The sequence below is a fragment of the Erysipelotrichaceae bacterium 66202529 genome, from assembly GCA_017161075.1.
Lineage (GTDB): Bacteria > Bacillota_I > Bacilli_A > Erysipelotrichales > Erysipelotrichaceae > Clostridium_AQ.
On record CP046174.1, the window covers coordinates 2,736,714 to 2,753,506 of the forward strand.

At 39.3% G+C, this 16,793-nt stretch carries 14 protein-coding genes and 1 pseudogene; 6 read left to right on the forward strand and 9 right to left on the reverse strand.

Going from position 1 to position 16,793, the window contains the following annotated elements; all coding sequences use genetic code 11:
* Nucleotides 1-120: 120 nt before the first annotated feature.
* Nucleotides 121-2,025 (reverse strand): DUF4118 domain-containing protein, encoded by a 1,905-nt coding sequence (locus tag GKZ87_13075; GenBank protein QSI27965.1) that lies wholly within the window; start codon nucleotides 2,023-2,025, stop codon nucleotides 121-123.
* 82 nt (nucleotides 2,026-2,107) lie between these two features.
* Entirely contained in the window at nucleotides 2,108-2,305 is a 198-nt protein-coding gene (locus tag GKZ87_13080) for a hypothetical protein (GenBank protein QSI26354.1), read from the reverse strand.
* A 350-nt stretch (nucleotides 2,306-2,655) separates the two neighbouring features.
* On the opposite strand from GKZ87_13080, the gene GKZ87_13085 reads away from it, so the two are divergent.
* Nucleotides 2,656-3,456, forward strand: coding sequence for a Cof-type HAD-IIB family hydrolase (locus GKZ87_13085; GenBank protein ID QSI26355.1), 801 nt, complete (start codon nucleotides 2,656-2,658; stop codon nucleotides 3,454-3,456).
* A 301-nt stretch (nucleotides 3,457-3,757) separates the two neighbouring features.
* Here GKZ87_13085 and GKZ87_13090 read toward each other — a convergent pair whose 3' ends face one another.
* The 4 genes from GKZ87_13090 to gpmA form a co-directional block, all read right to left on the reverse strand.
* Nucleotides 3,758-5,146: a 6-phospho-beta-glucosidase gene (locus GKZ87_13090; protein ID QSI26356.1), complete on the reverse strand. Its 1,389-nt coding sequence runs from the start codon at nucleotides 5,144-5,146 to the stop codon at nucleotides 3,758-3,760.
* A 98-nt stretch (nucleotides 5,147-5,244) separates the two neighbouring features.
* A complete protein-coding gene (locus GKZ87_13095; GenBank protein QSI26357.1) occupies nucleotides 5,245-6,150 on the reverse strand; it encodes a MurR/RpiR family transcriptional regulator in 906 nt (301 codons plus the stop codon).
* 519 nt (nucleotides 6,151-6,669) lie between these two features.
* Nucleotides 6,670-7,140, reverse strand: coding sequence for a glyoxalase (locus GKZ87_13100; protein QSI26358.1), 471 nt, complete (start codon nucleotides 7,138-7,140; stop codon nucleotides 6,670-6,672).
* A 149-nt stretch (nucleotides 7,141-7,289) separates the two neighbouring features.
* Nucleotides 7,290-8,042, reverse strand: a complete 753-nt coding sequence (gpmA, locus tag GKZ87_13105; GenBank protein ID QSI26359.1) for a 2,3-diphosphoglycerate-dependent phosphoglycerate mutase — start codon at nucleotides 8,040-8,042, stop codon at nucleotides 7,290-7,292.
* A 408-nt stretch (nucleotides 8,043-8,450) separates the two neighbouring features.
* Here gpmA and GKZ87_13110 point away from each other — a divergent pair.
* Nucleotides 8,451-8,661 (forward strand): annotated as a pseudogene (locus tag GKZ87_13110) (hypothetical protein).
* 32 nt (nucleotides 8,662-8,693) lie between these two features.
* Nucleotides 8,694-9,407, forward strand: coding sequence for a hypothetical protein (locus GKZ87_13115; protein ID QSI26360.1), 714 nt, complete (start codon nucleotides 8,694-8,696; stop codon nucleotides 9,405-9,407).
* 638 nt (nucleotides 9,408-10,045) lie between these two features.
* Here GKZ87_13115 and GKZ87_13120 read toward each other — a convergent pair.
* From GKZ87_13120 to GKZ87_13130, 3 genes are all read right to left on the reverse strand, one after another.
* The gene (locus GKZ87_13120; GenBank protein QSI26361.1) at nucleotides 10,046-10,546 is read right to left on the reverse strand and encodes an AraC family transcriptional regulator; all 501 of its coding nucleotides are present in this window, start codon (nucleotides 10,544-10,546) and stop codon (nucleotides 10,046-10,048) included.
* 78 nt (nucleotides 10,547-10,624) lie between these two features.
* Nucleotides 10,625-11,482 carry a helix-turn-helix domain-containing protein gene (locus GKZ87_13125; GenBank protein ID QSI26362.1) on the reverse strand — a complete coding sequence of 286 codons (858 nt, stop codon included), beginning with the start codon at nucleotides 11,480-11,482 and terminating at the stop codon, nucleotides 10,625-10,627.
* Between the two features lie 42 nt (nucleotides 11,483-11,524).
* Nucleotides 11,525-12,172: a hypothetical protein gene (locus GKZ87_13130; GenBank protein ID QSI26363.1), complete on the reverse strand. Its 648-nt coding sequence runs from the start codon at nucleotides 12,170-12,172 to the stop codon at nucleotides 11,525-11,527.
* Between the two features lie 840 nt (nucleotides 12,173-13,012).
* Between GKZ87_13130 and GKZ87_13135 the strand changes: the two genes are divergently transcribed.
* Genes GKZ87_13135 through GKZ87_13145 form a run of 3 tightly spaced genes read left to right on the forward strand, consistent with a single transcriptional unit; the run spans nucleotide 13,013 to nucleotide 16,557 of the window.
* Nucleotides 13,013-13,903 (forward strand): ATP-binding cassette domain-containing protein, encoded by an 891-nt coding sequence (locus tag GKZ87_13135; GenBank protein QSI26364.1) that lies wholly within the window; start codon nucleotides 13,013-13,015, stop codon nucleotides 13,901-13,903.
* On the forward strand, nucleotides 13,893-15,101 hold the full coding sequence (locus tag GKZ87_13140; protein QSI26365.1) for an ABC transporter permease subunit: 1,209 nt from the start codon (nucleotides 13,893-13,895) through the stop codon (nucleotides 15,099-15,101). The genes GKZ87_13135 and GKZ87_13140 overlap by 11 nt, the downstream gene beginning before the upstream one ends.
* A gap of 37 nt (nucleotides 15,102-15,138) precedes the next feature.
* The gene (locus GKZ87_13145) at nucleotides 15,139-16,557 is read left to right on the forward strand and encodes an ABC transporter permease subunit (GenBank protein ID QSI26366.1); all 1,419 of its coding nucleotides are present in this window, start codon (nucleotides 15,139-15,141) and stop codon (nucleotides 16,555-16,557) included.
* Nucleotides 16,558-16,793 lie beyond the last annotated feature (236 nt).

Below are 16,793 nucleotides of genomic sequence, written 5' to 3' on the forward strand. Positions count from 1 at the left end.
TTATTTTATATGCATTTCCTGATTCTGCTGTTTGCCCCGGCCTGTTTACACATATAGAAAAGTACTTGCACAAGTTTCTATTTGCGTACGGTAAGCCCTGCTTATTCAACATTCACTGTTCTATCTTTTCCTTCTACGACTCTGTTTTCTCATGGAATCCATAGCGAGGGCAATCTCATTTAACATCGTAGTAAGCAGACTTCGCTCAAAGGGAGGTAAAACCTCCTTCTGTTTTAAGGCAATCCCGACTACCGCATATACCTCAGATTTTTTCCTTATGGAATAATACAGAGCCTGTGCATACGGCAGTGTATTTGTTGAAGCTCCAGCTTTTCTGTTATTCATAAAAACCCATTGTGCAACAGAACGTTCATTCTCTGATAAAAAGCTTAGCTCTTCCTCCTCATCCAGCTGTTCATGATAAATGATTGGCTCCTGCAGTCTGCCATTCTTTACCCCGTATATAATAATGGTACGATTCAATAATTTATATAGCTGCCGTACCGCTTCCTCCGCCAGCTGTGCCATCGTTTCTGCAAGCTGAAGCTGCTGCGAGGTTTCCAGCAGAATTTCCATTCGATGTGCCTGCATGGCATTTACCTTTAACTGGGTACGCATGGTTCTGGTCAGTGTGCTGATGATAAAGGATACGATGAACAAAACTGCGAATGTCATGATGTAAGCAGGATGATAAGCCTCCAGGGAAAACCGCGGCGCAGTAAAAAAGAAATTGAATAAGCCAACTATTAACAAAGATACCAACAAACCATACATACGGGAATTGGTGAAATAGGATATCAGTACGATTCCCAGCAGATAAACCATGATGATATTTGCTTCCGGGAACTGGAGATGATACATGATGATATTGATAAAAGTGGCTGCCATAAAGATACATACAGTTATCCAGAAATCCCGATGAACAAAGCGGGACCGTGTATGAAAATATCGTTTTTTCCTAATTTTACTACGCACCTGTGCATCCGGTATGATATAGATATCAAGCTCTGGAGCCAGCATTGTCAACTGGTCAATCAGCGTTTTTGCATGGGAATGACGTCGTGGAGAGGAACGCCCGATCACAATCTTTGATACACCGCTGATTTTTGCATATTCACTGATTTGTGAAGCGATATCCTCACCGGTTACCGTTACAATGTTTGCATTAAACCGCTGGGCAAGCTGTCGATTTTGTTCCAGCTGCTCCTGATCTTCTCTGGATAGCTCATCATCATTCACATTTTCCACATAGATTGCAGTAAATTCCGCAAAGAATGCACTAGCCATACGCGCAGCAGTACGAATAACCCTGCCATTCGTCTTTGAGGGACTCAGACAGAGAAGAATATGCTCTCTTGTGGATTTGCGATCCTTTAGACTAACGCGTTTATTGACGCGATCAGCACATCGGCGAAGAGCAATTTCCCGCAAGGCGATAAGATTATCCCGCACAAAAAAATTATGAAGGGCTTTTTGTGCTTCTGTTCTGTGATAGATTTTTCCTTTTTTCAGACGCTCGATAAGATCATCCGGTTCGATATCTACCAGCTCTACCTGGTCTGCATCATCAAACACATCATCCGGAATCCGCTCCTGTACCTGAACACAGGTGATTCCTGCAACTATATCCTGCAGACCTTCCAGATGCTGAACATTCACTGTCGTATAAACGTCAACACCGGCATGCAGCAGCTCCTGGATATCGCTGTAACGCTTTGGATGCCGTAAGCCCTGTGCATTGGTATGGGCAAGCTCATCCACCAGTATAAGCTGTGGATGACGATGTAAAGCTGCATCCAAATCAAACTCTGCAAGCCGTACGCCATGATATTCGATCTTCTTCAAAGGGATACATTCCAATCCCCGCATCAGAGCTATGGTATCACTTCGATCGTGCTTTTCAATATAGCCGATCACCACGTCAATACCTTCCTGTTTTCTACTTTGTGCTGCTTCCAGCATTGCATAGGTCTTTCCAACTCCGGCACAATAGCCGAAGAAAATCTTTAATTGTCCCTGCTTCATTGCCATCACCATGCTTCAGTATAACAGCTATTGGTTCCGGTGCTTCAATCTTTAGGCTATTTTGACCTAAGCTGTGCTTTCTTTATACAGTATTAACAATCAACCGTATTGCTTCTTGAGATGAGCCTTCATGCTTTTCCAATATCTCTGTTTTAAAGTATGGATACAGCTTATTTTTCAGCAGCAGACATTCATCATCAGTTTCCAACTGATGCATGTTAAAGGCGATACCGTTAGCTTCCTTCAGCATAGCGGATACAGTTCTTTTCAAACGCTGCATAAATGCGTTATCGAAAACCGTATTCTACACTCTTATTTCATTACTACTCACCGTCAGGTAATGCATATGTTTTTCACAGAAGCTATTAGAATATGGTGTTAAAATAATAAATCGTATAGTATCATTTCCTCATTTACTGATAGTTCTCTATTTTTTTATTGCCTGTGAATGATAACCTCATTTCAGATATTTGTTAACGGATAACTCTTGTATGCACTCCCTCTATGTATCGGTATACAGCAACTAGCAGCTTCGAATAACACCAGCTTCCTTTATGTCTATAACAATATATTCAGATTGTCATCTTTTCCTGAAAACCTTTTTATGATATGATTCCCCCAGGTGATGATATGAATTATAAACTGATTGTAAGTGACCTGGATGGTACACTGTTAAATGAGAAGAAATTTGTAAGTGACAGAAACAAGGAGGCCATTCGCAAAGCCAGAGAAGCCGGTATGTCCTTTGCGATTGCCAGCGGACGACCGTTATATCCGATTCTATCTCTCATCAGGGAGTGGGGAATGGAGGAGCTTGTAGATTATGTTCTGGGTATGAATGGCGGCAGTATATATGATACCGCAAAGAAAGCAGAGAAGCATTTCTTTATGCTGGATGGAGGAGTTTTAAAGCAGATCATGGATCAGTATCATGACCTGCCTGTACGCTTTTGGATATTTGAAAGGGAAAAGCGCTATGTAAACAAAGGGGATGAAGTGACCCGTGCGAACGCTGCCCGTTATCATGAGGATGAAGAGGTTACAGATTTATATGCATTGTGTAACCAGCCAAGACAAAAGCTGATTGTGGAATGTCACCCGCAAGATATGGAACGTGTGGAGCAACGCTCAAGAGAGCTTGATCTGCCGACATGCGCTGCATTTCGATCCGATCCCACATTATTTGAATTTGTGGATAAACGGGTGAATAAGGCAAGCGGCCTGCAGCATCTGTGTAAGGAAATCGGAATCACCATGGATGAGGTTCTGGCATTTGGTGATACAAGCAATGACAATGAAATGCTGAAGGAGGTTGGACACGGGGTATGGATGTGCAACGGGACTATGGATACCAAAGCGCATGCGGACGCTGAAACCTTGTCTAATGAGGAAAACGGTGTTGCATGGTATTTGCATAAGCATATTTTGTAGCTGATTGAAGCATTATCAACGATAGGATTTTTTACTGCCACTTTATATGCGCTGTTTATAAAATTGAGTTAGGAAAAGAACCAGTATGCCTTATGCGTAATCGGGTATCTTGTAGAAGGATAAAAGTAAAAAGATGCAGGCCCTTCCGTGCACAGGATAAGGCTGCATCTTTTCATTTGTCATACGTTAATTGTTCTATCTGTTTCGCAAAATCAGTTCATTATGTCTTACGTACAGACAATATCTCGCAAAACAAGCTGATCATAGCTTATATACAGGGAGTATTTCTTTGGATTTGTTCCTACAGACTATCACACAAGTCCCGTACCTTTTTATCCCGAATTGTGATCCCCTGTTCCTCCAGTTGTTGAATCACATCCCCAAATTGCGGAAGATATGCCTTATGTGCCAGCAGTAATTCATCCAGTATACGCTTTCCGATCGCTCCGTTGGGAATGAGCGGATGCAGTTGAAACGCCTGCAAGACAAGCCCGTAATCTCCTTTGATTGCCCCCTGAATGGTACACTCCTCCATCGCCTTCATACACTGCAGCCAGCCCCGCTGTGCACTGTCGAAGCTCCCCCAGGCAACTGCAAGCGCACCCTTTGCCGTGATATAGGAGGTAACCTCCACAACACTGTCATCCTGCAGATCACATAGCGCTCCGTTGTTCCTTGTGCTGACCACCATCGGAATATGCTTATCATTATAAATGGCATTGATACACTCACAGGCAGCATCGCTGTAATAGGCACCTCCCCGTTTGTCCAGCTCCTTTGGCTTTTCATGCAGCTTTGGATTTTTATATAGGGTAAACAGTGCATCCTCAGTTTCCTTTACCTGTTCTCCGCGTGTCCCTATCGTCTCATATTCTTTCAAGCCATGTTCCAGCATTTCCTCAGCGCGATAATAATAGCGGTGATAACCACAGGGAAGCAGCTTCATCTGCCGCAGCTGTTCCGGAAAAAAGGAGATATCAGCAATATTGGCAGGCAGACCAACATCCTTACCGGACAGCATAGCATCAATAAGCTTTTCCGTGATATCGTGTCCGCTATGGTCAAACACCTTGTGCCAGTGAAAATGATTCAGTCCGGCATACTGATAAATTAGGTCCTCTCGCCTGTACCCGATGGCCTCATATTCCTTCTGCATGGCAATCACTGGAACATTGCATAGACCGATACAGCGCTCCCAGCCACTGTGCTTCAAAACAGCCTCCGTGACCATTCCGCTTGGATTCGTAAAGTTGATCAGCCATGCATCCGGACATAGCAGCTTTATATCCTCTACGATTTCGAGAATTACAGGAATGGTACGCAGTGCCTTGAAAATACCGCCTGCCCCATTTGTTTCCTGTCCCAATACTCCATAAGAATACGGAATACGCTCATCCTTTATACGGGCCTCTAATTGTCCTACGCGAAACTGCGTGGTAACAAAATCCGCATCCTTTAAAGCCTCTCTGCGATTCAGTGTCCGATGCACACGAACAGTATAACCGCTTGCATCCCACATGCGCTGCGCCAGCTCCCCGACGATTTCCAGCTTCTCTCTACCAGCCTCAACATCCACCAGCCAGATTTCACGAATACCCAGCTCCTTTTGACGGCGGATAAAGCCCTCCATGAGTTCGGGAGTATAGCTGCTGCCGCCTCCGATCGTTACAATCTTCAATCCTTCTTTCATCCTGCTTCACCTCTTGTTATCGTATATGCCTATTGTATTCACCTGCACTGTGAATTACAAGAGGCTGCTATAAAACAGAAAGCTTTTCCCTGAAATTGTTATAATCCCTCCTCATTTCTGACACTTTCTGCGTGCTGTATACGTTCTCTTTCAATATCCCGGTCATCCATAAAGCCGATGGAAGCACGCAAATATTCCATATTCTGCAATCGATTCTGATTGTAGATACAGCCAAAGATAACATCCAGCATATACTGCATGGCAATATGGGAGGAGAATTGCGATATTCGATCCTGCAGATTTTCTTTATCTGTGATTTCCACATGATAGCGGATATATTGCGGATAGTGGTTGCTGCCGGCTTTACCGATCAGCACGATTGGTATTCTTTTTTCATACAGCTTTTTCACAAGCGGCTCAATAAAAAACGCCTTGCCGGAATAGGACAGTATCATTGCGACATGATGCTCGTCACAAGCCAGTGCCTGCAGCCGCTGCTCATAAAAATCCTGCGGACATTGTACACATTTCCCGATTGTCAGCATTTTATCATGAAAATTCTGAGCGGCATTCAGATTGTGGGAATGGCTGTACACATCGATCACCTGTGCCTGATTAAGAACAGCGGCAATCTCCTGCAGCACATCAGGACGGATAAATTCCAATGTATCGCGTATGGTCAGCTCATACAGCTTAACCAGCTGCAGAGCAATCTCCTTTGGCCCGTCCTCCATTTGAAATGGATAATTGACATTGATCAGTTCATCCTTTTCCATACGCTCTGTGGAATCTCTGGCAACTGCCAGCTTCAAATCCTTATAGCCCTGGAAGCCGAGCTTACGGCAGAAGCGATGAATCGCTGATTTTGATACAAACAGTTCTTCTGACAGCTCCTGAATGGTGCTATGCAGCAGCCTTTGTTCATGTGTTATCACATAGTCAGCAATATCGTGTTCCATCGGTGTTAGATTTGTACAGCAGTGAATCATTTTTTCCAGTGTCATAATATACTTCCTTTCCTGTTGTAGATTCCGCTATAGAGATTGTGCCGTTTCCCTGTAAAAGGGAAGCCATGTAATTATGAAAATGCCTCAATATTTTCATAACGCCTCACAAGCAGTTCACACAAAATACATCCCTTTTCTTTTTCGTGTATCGTGAAGCTCTCCTTCATTATAGCATTGCTTTTTGCTTTGCCATAGCAGCACTTGAAGGATCAGGAACAGGAAGCCTGCCGGATTCAGGCTATCATTATACAAAATAGTATAGAGAATTTACAATCAGAAGGGCTGAATGCTTATGCTGTATTCCCTTCTGCGATATGATTGAGAGCAATAGCTAGAATATGAATTAGAAATACAGGCTCAAATGCATTCCATGCTGTTTAGAAAAAAGGAAACGGGAATAGAAAAGGATGCAAAGGTATCCTTATGTTGGATAGCTTTGCATCTATTAGCCTGCTGTTTATCAGGTGTTTTCCCTGCTATTTCATTATAAATAAGGAATATAGGAGTCTTTGCAGATTACTTGTTCAGCATACGGGTCACCATACGTAAGGATAAGCCCATTTTTTCTGCAATCTGCTCAAGACTCATTCCCTGCTGTGTTAAGCGTTTGACCACAGTAGGCAGTGGTTCGCTGACTTCAATGATATGCTGATCCGGATCATAGAAACGTATCCCCCGCTGTCCCCATGCATGCTCCTTGACTGGATGAATCAGACTGATATCGTCGCGTTTCATCAGATTTTCCACAAACGTATCCAAATCCTCACATTCCATATACAGCTCTGCATCATTGCCCCCATAGGTGATATCGTTCGGCTCTTTATCCAGAAATCCGCTCCAGCTCTCTCTAGTTTGAAAACAAATACCCCCGGTCATCGTAAAATTGGTACCAAAATCCTGAATGACACGCAGACCGCACACTTCTTTATAGAAGGCAATAGTTCGCTCTTTGTCATCTATTGCATATAAGCTTCCCATGTATTTCATATGGTTTCCTCCTCGTTATATAATAACAGTATACCATACATCATATTAGAGAAATTGTATAAACAGGACATAGCATTTCCTGTTTTTTTAGCAATGCCGTTTCATCAGCTTCGGATCTTCTTTTTACACTGACATACCATTATATCCTGTTATACATGAACTGCTTGTTTCCCCTGGTTTGCGACTGCCTCCATTTTCTGCTGCAATAGCCTTTGATCCCCCAGATAATAATGCCTGACAGGATTACCCAGCGCATCAAATTCATAAATCAGAGGGATGCCGGTCGGTATATTCAGGTTCACGATGTCTTCTTCACTGATTTTATCAAAATATTTCACAAGTGCCCGCAGGGAATTTCCATGTGCTGCAATGATGACACGCTTTCCCTCCAGCATATCCTGCTTAATCACATCATTAAAGTATGGTACAACGCGGTCGATCGTTGTTTTCAGACTTTCACAGCTGGGAAGCTCCTTCGGATCGACACAGCGATACATTTCCTGACAGGCTGCACTTCGCGCATCTTCTGCATCCAGAGCAGGTGGCAGAACAGCAAAAGACCGCCGCCATTCCTTTACCTGTTCCTCTCCGTATTTTTCTGCAGTCTCGGCCTTATTTAAGCCCTGTAACGCTCCATAATGACGCTCATTCAGCTTCCATGTTTTTACAACAGGCAGCCAAACGCGATCCATTTCATCGAGTATATGCTGCAATGTATGCACAGCACGTTTCAGATAAGATGTGTAGCAGATATCAAAATCAAACCCCTCCTGCTTTAACAATATGCCGGCCTGTTTAGCCTCCTCATGTCCTTTTTCACTCAAATCCACATCTGTCCATCCGGTAAACAGGTTTTCTTTATTCCATTCACTTTCTCCATGACGAATCAATACGAGCTTCATTGTGACTCCTCCTTTAATATAAAGTTATCTTAATCTAACTAATAACAGTATATGCTTGAAGCCTGCGTCTGTCAATGCATTTGCCTAGCCGTTCTTATCGATTCTGATTCATACATATCACATATTTGGATATTTCTGTTATTGTTTACCGATGTATAAGAAATAGCTTTAATTTCATAATACATAAATGGATGACTTGGTTAACAGTCTGGTAAAAGAATCGAGCAGATGTATTTTTAATTGCCAATAACATCACTTGAAAATATAAATTATGAAATATATAAAGAATTTTTCTAATTTTTTAGGAGTTTTACATTTTCTTTACGTATGTAGTAGTGTAAAGCATAAGACTGTATACGAAAGGATGTGAAGAATATGCTTACAAAAGATGTAATGGAGAATAAAGAAATGAAGGTAGAGGTGCAGGAACGACTGAAATATGATAACGATATTTTTTTTAAGTTCGCTCTTGGCACAGAGGATGAAGATGCTGCGTTTATCCGTAACACCATTATTGAACGAGTGACAGGAATCCATCCTAAGGAAAGCACCGTATTAAATCCTAATCTGGATCCTGCTATACTCAAAAAGAAAAAAATGGTATTGGACATCCGTGTGAAGGACAGCGAATGAAGAGAATACGGCATCGAAATGCAAACCACGTATTCAAAGCAATCAGAGTTAAAACGCTTTGAACTGTACGGAGCCAGAATGTTATCGAATCAGCTTGATAGCGGAGAAAGGTATTATGATCTTCTTCCTGTTTATCAAATCATCTTTCTTGATTCCTATGCAGAACACACCAGGAAGTTAATTGATGCCTATCAGATGAGAAATGAGGAAGGCGAAGTAGAAAGTAAGCGCAGTTTAATGAAGCGAATTTACATCTATCTGCCGGAGATAAATGCAATCGTCAAGCGCAAAGGATTTGAGAAGCTGAATGACTTTGAACAATTGTGCTACCTGTTTAAAAATAATGATGAAGATGGTATACTAAAAACAGAGGAAAGGCTGGTGAAGAAGGTAATGGAAAAGTACAGGAAATTTCATGACGCAGAAGACCTCTGGTCGATAGCGATGGCAACGCAGATACAGGAACAGCGCGAAAAAAATGCCATTTTGGATAGTTTCAAGGATGGTGTTGAACAAGGAATCGAGCAGGGAATGGAGCAAGGAATCGAATTGGGGATTAAACAGGGACAAAAAGAAGGGGAAAGAACGCTGTTAAATAGACAAATGGTAAAGAAATATCATGAAGACTGCTCAACATGGTTATGTTCTTTAACAACGGAACAGATCGACCATGTATCCAATTTGTTATTCACCTGTGATACCTTGCAGGAGCTAAAGGATCAGCTACAATAAATAATACATATAAAGCCACAAAAAAACTGTTTTATGTGAACGAAAACAGTTTTTTTATGCAAGTCTTATACATGATGTTTATGAAACAGTGCCTCGAGATATGCTGATTTTATCAGGGAATACAGCAAAGTATAAATAAAAGCAGGTAATCATGCTCTTTAGATTCATTTGTTATCTATTTAATATTGATTCATAACTTTAAGATAAGATAACGGATCTATTCACCGAAAAACCTGGCAAGTGTTAATTAAGTATTTATATAATCATATTGTGTGAAAAGGAGCATAGAAATACTACAGCAGGTCTTTCTCTAAGGCGCCTTTCATAACGCTCTTTCTTAATTCTATCTTTTATCGGTGAATAGTAACATATTTCTTATATTAGCGAATAAGACAAGCATATCAGAAACCATAATTATAAAAGCATCGCTTTCTATTGGCTAACATAAATTAGTGCTAATAGATAACACGCTCTTTACCACCGTTATCATAACTGTATCATGCTAGGTATTCCCTATATTAAGCTCTTTGTCAAAATCCTTTACCGCTATTTATAGATAGTGCCATAGGAAAAGAAAAGCCGAAGTGCAACCAAAATCCTTGCAAATCAGCTCTTTAACATTTTTCTTTTCTTACCGCTTATTTTTTTGTAACTGCAACCCATACCTCGACTTCCCCGGCACTACCATAATATTCAATATCCGGTGCTCCGGTTTTCATTTTTCCGGTGATATATCCGGTGTTCAGCGGCCGGTATGCGGATTTCGGAAGCCATTTTGTAATCGCCTGTGCCTCTGTTTTTCCAATCGTCTCCACCGAACATGGAAAAATTGCCCATGTTCTGGCTGGTACTGTATATTCTACGAGTTCTTCACCGGCTGCACAGGTACTGGAAACCGCAATCAAATGATCAAACTTGCGCTGATCGTCAGGATCTGTATTATACACGCTGATTCCTAACAGCCCTTTGGGCTCCTGGTTCATTTTGGACATCAATTCCTCCTGTAATCCCTGTTCACGAAATGTATTCCATTGTTCCGGGATGGCACGGCGTCCCTCTTTTCTCCTGTTTGTCGTATGTATTGCATATCCAACAACACGAAAGCTTTCTCTTTCCTCAATACGAAACGGTTCACTCATAAACGATTCCTCCTACTGTGTTATATAAATAATTATACAGGATAAGCCATTACTCATCCTCTCTTTTTGTGTCCGAAGCTAAGAGTTATCCTCATCCTTTATCATCAGCCACATTTCCAGTCTTGATTGCCGGGGATCAGAATCCAGATACACCTCCATAACCGGGCCGTTTACATACGAATACCCGGTGCTTGGAAACCATTCGGTCCAGATTCTTCGTTCCAGCTCCTGTATAGAGGCATGTGTCCCTGCACAATCAAAAACGATCCAGGAGGCTTTTGGTATCGTCAGTGTATCATATCCGTTAAGCGTTTCATCACTGATAACACCGATGCAGAATTTCCAATCCGCAGTATCCCCGCACAGGCTGATCCCCAACAGTCCACTGGGCTCCTCCTGCGACATATAAGCAGCCAATTCCTCAATGATCCCGGTTCTGCCTGCAGCCTGCCAGTACTGCGGAACTATTTCATAGTTTTTTTCCAACTTATGATCCAGCTCATGCAATACGCCCATGACACGAAATTCTTCTTTTCGTACGATGCGGTAATGCAGCTCCTTTTTACCTGCGATGTTTAACTGGAAGCAAAGTGGTGGATATGCTTTTACAGCAGCGTGCTCCTTGCGGACCTGAGACGGGGCAATACCATGCACAGAACGAAATGCACGGTTAAAGGCTGTTGGTGAAGCATATTGATAGCGTAATGCGATATCAATAATTTTCTCATTCCCCAGCCGCAGATCCTCTGCAGCAAGAGTCATTCTCCTTCTTCTTATATATTCCGATACAGGTATTCCTGTCATATAGGAAAACACACGCTGAAAATTATATGATGAGGTACATGCAATTTTCGCAGCCTCCTCTAAACGGATTTCATCCTGTATATGTGCTTCTATGTAAGTCATCGCTTCATTTAATCGTTCAATCCATTCCATGCATTCCCTGCTCCTTTATGTGCTCGTTTTTATGTGAAATTTTTATTTTGCTTCATTTACTAGCTGGTAGCTTTCATCGATCAGCCTCTGCAGCTGCTTCCAGGAGAGCTTTTGATCCAGTAAGACGGAAAACCAGTATGTTTTGTTCATATGATAGGCAGGAAAGTAGCATACATGATCCACAAGCTCACGGATATAGGCAGGGTCGTTTTTCAGATTGCATATGTCTGTCATACCATCCGCATCAATCCCTATACTTCTGTATGGAATATGCATGATAACACCATACCACTTCCCCTTAGGGGTTTTCAACGTTCCATGCTCGGGAGCACTTTTCCACGGAAATTCAGGAACGCTGTGATAACGCTGTTCCACATAATCCAGAATGCGCCTGCGATAAGAATTTCCCTCTGCACACGCCCGTACCAGTTTTTCCATCAGCTCATCTATTTCCTCACGGATTGCACTAACAAAGCTGCCATTTGCAGTTTTTACATAAAATGGCATATACAATTCCTGAAGCTGTGCATCATACACATCTGCACGAAGCTTTTGGTTCTCATAGGTAATAACGGCATAAAAGTCCGCAGTCTTTAGTCGTTGAATACAGCGATAGGTGTCTTTCTCCTGAATACACCCGTATTGCAGCAGCTTTTCCGGTGCCAGCTCTTGCACATGTTTATTTCTCATACCGTCACTCCCCTTTGTTGAATCGTAAGCTATTGTCACATTCTATCATGATAGCGATTTTCATTTGCTTCCCTGGACTATAGACAGCATATACAAGTTCTTTTGTCTGTAAAAAGAAGCTATGTTTTGCAACTACTCCATATTGTAACAGATGCCGCAGGAGCTCACAAGGAAAAAACGCCGTTCATTATAAAAGCCGATATCTCTTGTTATGATTTATTATTTATTAAAAAGCAATCAATCTAGAATACGTTGATACCATTCATTGATATCCCTATTCTGCTGGAAACAAAACACACCGTTGGTGATAATACTTATGGTGAATAGGAGCTTCTCATTATGAAAACATGGTAATGAATATCCTCTTTAGAGATATAATAAAAAGTATGCACAAGTAAATACTATAAAGGCTCGCTGTAAGCGCATACAAATAAAATTGACTCTTTTTCTTTTTTATGTTATATACTAAGTTATATGCTAAGATTAAAAGTAAGCATGTACAAAAAATTCTAAAGATAACACTATTTTCGGAATACGAAACTGCAATAGAAAGAAATCACCAACTGTTAGCTGGATTTCTCAGATAATATGAAATCTTAAAAATCAAGCATTTCATTCTTCATTGCCTTTATAAAACTAAGCATCAGTAAACACAATATTTAGGTATATAAAAGCGAAATCATTTTGATGATCACCGTACCTTACACACAGATTCATCCAGCTTCTGTATATAATATATTATCGAGGTAGCATAGACTAGCAGATGGAACAACTGTTTCCATCATATTATAAACTTAAATAATCAGTAGATTCCCTTACGATATTAAGCGAGGTACCTATATGGAAAAAATTTTAGAAGTAGTTAAATTAAATAAATTCTATAAAAAGCATCATGTCTTAAAAGACATTGACCTTACTATTTATAAAAAAGAAATCGTTGGCTTTATAGGCCCAAATGGTGCAGGTAAAAGCACTACAATGAAATGCATTAACAATCTTTTATATCCAGATTCAGGTACAATTAAAATCTGCGGGTATGATATCCTAAAAGAAAGAGAAAAAGCCTTGTCCTGCCAGGCCTCCTTGATAGAAAATCCTGGACTATATCCGGGTATGAGTGGTCTTGATAACCTGAAAATATTTGCTAAGCTAAGAAAAGTTTCTACACAAAGATTACAGGAAATCATTGAATTCACTGCTTTACGGGACTCTTTAAAAAATAAAGTACAGGAGTATTCCCTGGGAATGAAGCAGAGATTAGCGTTAGGTATAGTATTGCTAGGGAAACCACATTTAATTATTCTGGATGAACCAATCAATGGTCTTGATCCAAAAGGCGTAATGGAGTTAAGAGAATCTTTACTGCAGCTTGTTCAAAAGGAGGATACTTCCATTCTTTTTTCATCACATATATTAGGTGAAATCGAAAAGATAGCAACCCGGATTATCTGTATTAACAATGGAAAAATCATAGAACCTGAGCAGTTTCATATCAGTGAGCGATATAGCATTGTTACAAATGATAATAACAAATCTGTTTGTATCTTGAAGGATATGGCTGATGCTCTACAAACAACAATTACCAAAGATAAAATTACTTTTGCTGTATCTTCCACACTGCCTCTGAAATCCATCATCCGGATACTAGTTCATCATAATATTGATATTTTAGATATTGAAAAGGAAGAAATCGATATGGAAGCCGTATATAAATCAATCTATGGTGATTAGTATGCTAAATCTCATAAAAATTGAATATTTTAAGATATTCAAACATAAAAAAAACACCGCGCTTATCATTTCCTGTATTTTCTTCTTTCTTTTCATAGGATTTTCCAATCAGCAAAAAGATCAAAATTATGTTAATAAAAAAACATCATATCTGAAAAATGAAGTAAGAGAAGCTAGCAGCATCTTGGATTCCCTTGAACATATTCTTAAACAGTCCGGCATGAAATCAGCAGAAAGGAAGAATTTAAAGAAGCAATATGATTTTTGGGATAAAGAAACAGAATACAGTCAGCTACTTCTAAGTTTTTATACAGTTAAAGGAAACAGTTATGCTTCTGATAAAATCATTACAGATTATACAATTAAACGAAATTTAAACTTTATAGAAGGATTGGAGCAGGGTTATACGGGAATGGTCTTTCAATACTCCAATAAAGATGAGGAAATCAAAGAATTAAAAAACGAAATCCTGATCATGCAGTCATTACTGCAAACAAATAAGGAGAAATTAGATGCTGATCCTGATATTTCATTTTTATATTCAAGCCCCTATGAAATGAACGGCTGGAATTATCTTACGATACTTTTTGATAACGGAATGCTAATCTATCTTATCTTTATCATATTATTGATAATGATTGATTTATATGCTGCAGAGATGGAGTGCGGCAGCTATAAAATGTATATGACATGTCCATATAGCAGAAAGAAAATCATCTTTGCAAAAATGATAACAGGCAGTTCCCTATCAATATTCATTATAATGATATGTATGATGACTGGCTTTTCTATTTTCAGTATTCAGACAGATGTGGGCAATAGTTTATATCCGTATATAGCCGGCAATGGCACTATAGAGCCTTGCTATATCCATTTCCTGAAGCTTATTTTATTTCTCGTATGCAGTGTTGTATTTATGAATATCGTGTTTATCTATATAGCCACATTTACAAGCTCTATATCATCTGTAATAACTGCTATCGCATGTTACTTTCTTTGTATTTTTTTCATATATAATCTTTTCAGCATCTCCAGTCCATGGATTGTACAGCTTCCATTTATTGGATTCTTGTATATCAGTGAGCTTATAAAGGTACAGCCAAATATCTTACCACCCCTTCTTATAAATATTGCTGTAATTGTTCTTACAACACTACTGTGTAGTAAGCGTTTTATAAATTTAGATTTGAAAAACTGAAGATGTAATAGATAAAGCAGAAAGGATAAGAAAAAGCATGTTACTATATATACGCTATGAAATTAAAAGAATCTTGATTTCCAGGAAGGCTAAATTAGCTATCCTGCTTATGTTTATTATGACAGTTGTCATGACAGTAAACAATTATAATCTTTCTAAAAAAGAGGATGTGTATGGTAAGGTTTATCTTGAGGAATCACTGAATTCATTAAAAATATATGAATGGGTTTTAAATTTAGATAAGAACCGCGGCAATATTTATAAGGATGAACATGAGTGTCATGAGGTTATCAATCAATGGAAATCAATTATTAAAACAGGATTGCAGGCAGAACAGGATCATGACTGGGAAAAATATAATGAGATGAATTTACTGAATGCTATATATGAATATCGTCTTGCGCAGAATTACAAGCCGCAAAATACTTATGATTACAAATATTATACAAAATATAATAAAGAGGTAGATGACATCATAAAAAAACGGAATTTATCATATATTAACGTTCCGGATTTAAAGCATGATACAGAGGAATTAGACGTCCTCAATAATCCTGATTTAAGTGTTAGCCCTTTTATGGATGCACAGTATTATGCTAGGTTATTTGATAAACTTCTGGATAAAAATTTAGCACCGATCAATCATTACAAGGTAGATAGTGTTAGTATAATCTTTCAGACATTACAAAATCTTGTTCCTCTTTATGGTATTCTGGTGATATGCTTATTAGCTTTTGACAGTATTTCCTATGATAAAGAAACAGGAACAATAAAAAATCTGTTATGTATACCTAACATGAGAAATTATTATATTTTTGCGAAAACAATAGCAAACAGCATCGTAGCTTTTCTTGTTATTATGTTGCCTGCTGCATTACTATCCTTATGTTTTGGTTTATATGATAAATATCAAATGCTGTTTTATCCAACGCTATACTTTAAGGATGGTTTAACTTCTTTTCATTTATCCTTTAACAATATCGAAGTGATGGAAAAAATGGTAGAAAATGGCACGCTTTATAGCAGTTTTCATTACAATGGCTTGATCCGGCATTCTTTATACGGTGGTGACAGAGCATCATGGACAGCAGGGAGATCTCCAGATATGTCTCTAGATTATATTTCTTTAGGCAAGTTTTTAATCCTCGCAATGATTGTATTTATATTGTTTGTAATCTTCATCAATTCCATGATTATGTGTATTCATACTTTTGTGAATTCAAAAATAATCGGTCTAAGCATGAGTCTATTGATATGCATTCTTGGATATATAACAACACCTGTATCGAATACTAGCCCAGTCTACCAATTTCATCCATTTTCTTATAAAACAGCTACAGAAGTGATTGCAGGTACCTCATCATATCCCTTTCTAACAGGAGTATGCCTTTTAACAGTTTTGATATTGGTTTTTCAAGCATTAACGGGACTTAAATTAAAGAAAAAGGATATATGATTTTTATAAAGAGCAGCTGGTAGGACTACTAATTTTATGAAAGGTAAGCCTTTCTTTCATATATGCTCACTATTATTTTACTATCGTATAGATTACAGTTAAGTGTATAGCTGTTATTTTTGCTACAGCTATATAATCTTCTTGCTAAAAGTAAAAGAAGATTCCTATCATAAAAAAACCACTCTTACAGTGGCATATTCGTAATGATTTTCCCCTAATTAAACTATTAAAATCTA

Bases quoted from the DNA above. Each gene is read 5' to 3' on its own strand.
- GKZ87_13075 (QSI27965.1), bottom strand. From the start codon at position 2,025: ATGAAGCAGGGACAATTAAAGATTTTCTTCGGCTATTGTGCCGGAGTT.
- GKZ87_13080 (QSI26354.1), bottom strand. From the start codon at position 2,305: ATGCAGCGTTTGAAAAGAACTGTATCCGCTATGCTGAAGGAAGCTAAC.
- GKZ87_13085 (QSI26355.1), top strand. From the start codon at position 2,656: ATGAATTATAAACTGATTGTAAGTGACCTGGATGGTACACTGTTAAAT.
- GKZ87_13090 (QSI26356.1), bottom strand. From the start codon at position 5,146: ATGAAAGAAGGATTGAAGATTGTAACGATCGGAGGCGGCAGCAGCTAT.
- GKZ87_13095 (QSI26357.1), bottom strand. From the start codon at position 6,150: ATGACACTGGAAAAAATGATTCACTGCTGTACAAATCTAACACCGATG.
- GKZ87_13100 (QSI26358.1), bottom strand. From the start codon at position 7,140: ATGAAATACATGGGAAGCTTATATGCAATAGATGACAAAGAGCGAACT.
- gpmA (QSI26359.1), bottom strand. From the start codon at position 8,042: ATGAAGCTCGTATTGATTCGTCATGGAGAAAGTGAATGGAATAAAGAA.
- GKZ87_13115 (QSI26360.1), top strand. From the start codon at position 8,694: ATGCAAACCACGTATTCAAAGCAATCAGAGTTAAAACGCTTTGAACTG.
- GKZ87_13120 (QSI26361.1), bottom strand. From the start codon at position 10,546: ATGAGTGAACCGTTTCGTATTGAGGAAAGAGAAAGCTTTCGTGTTGTT.
- GKZ87_13125 (QSI26362.1), bottom strand. From the start codon at position 11,482: ATGGAATGGATTGAACGATTAAATGAAGCGATGACTTACATAGAAGCA.
- GKZ87_13130 (QSI26363.1), bottom strand. From the start codon at position 12,172: ATGAGAAATAAACATGTGCAAGAGCTGGCACCGGAAAAGCTGCTGCAA.
- GKZ87_13135 (QSI26364.1), top strand. From the start codon at position 13,013: ATGGAAAAAATTTTAGAAGTAGTTAAATTAAATAAATTCTATAAAAAG.
- GKZ87_13140 (QSI26365.1), top strand. From the start codon at position 13,893: ATGGTGATTAGTATGCTAAATCTCATAAAAATTGAATATTTTAAGATA.
- GKZ87_13145 (QSI26366.1), top strand. From the start codon at position 15,139: ATGTTACTATATATACGCTATGAAATTAAAAGAATCTTGATTTCCAGG.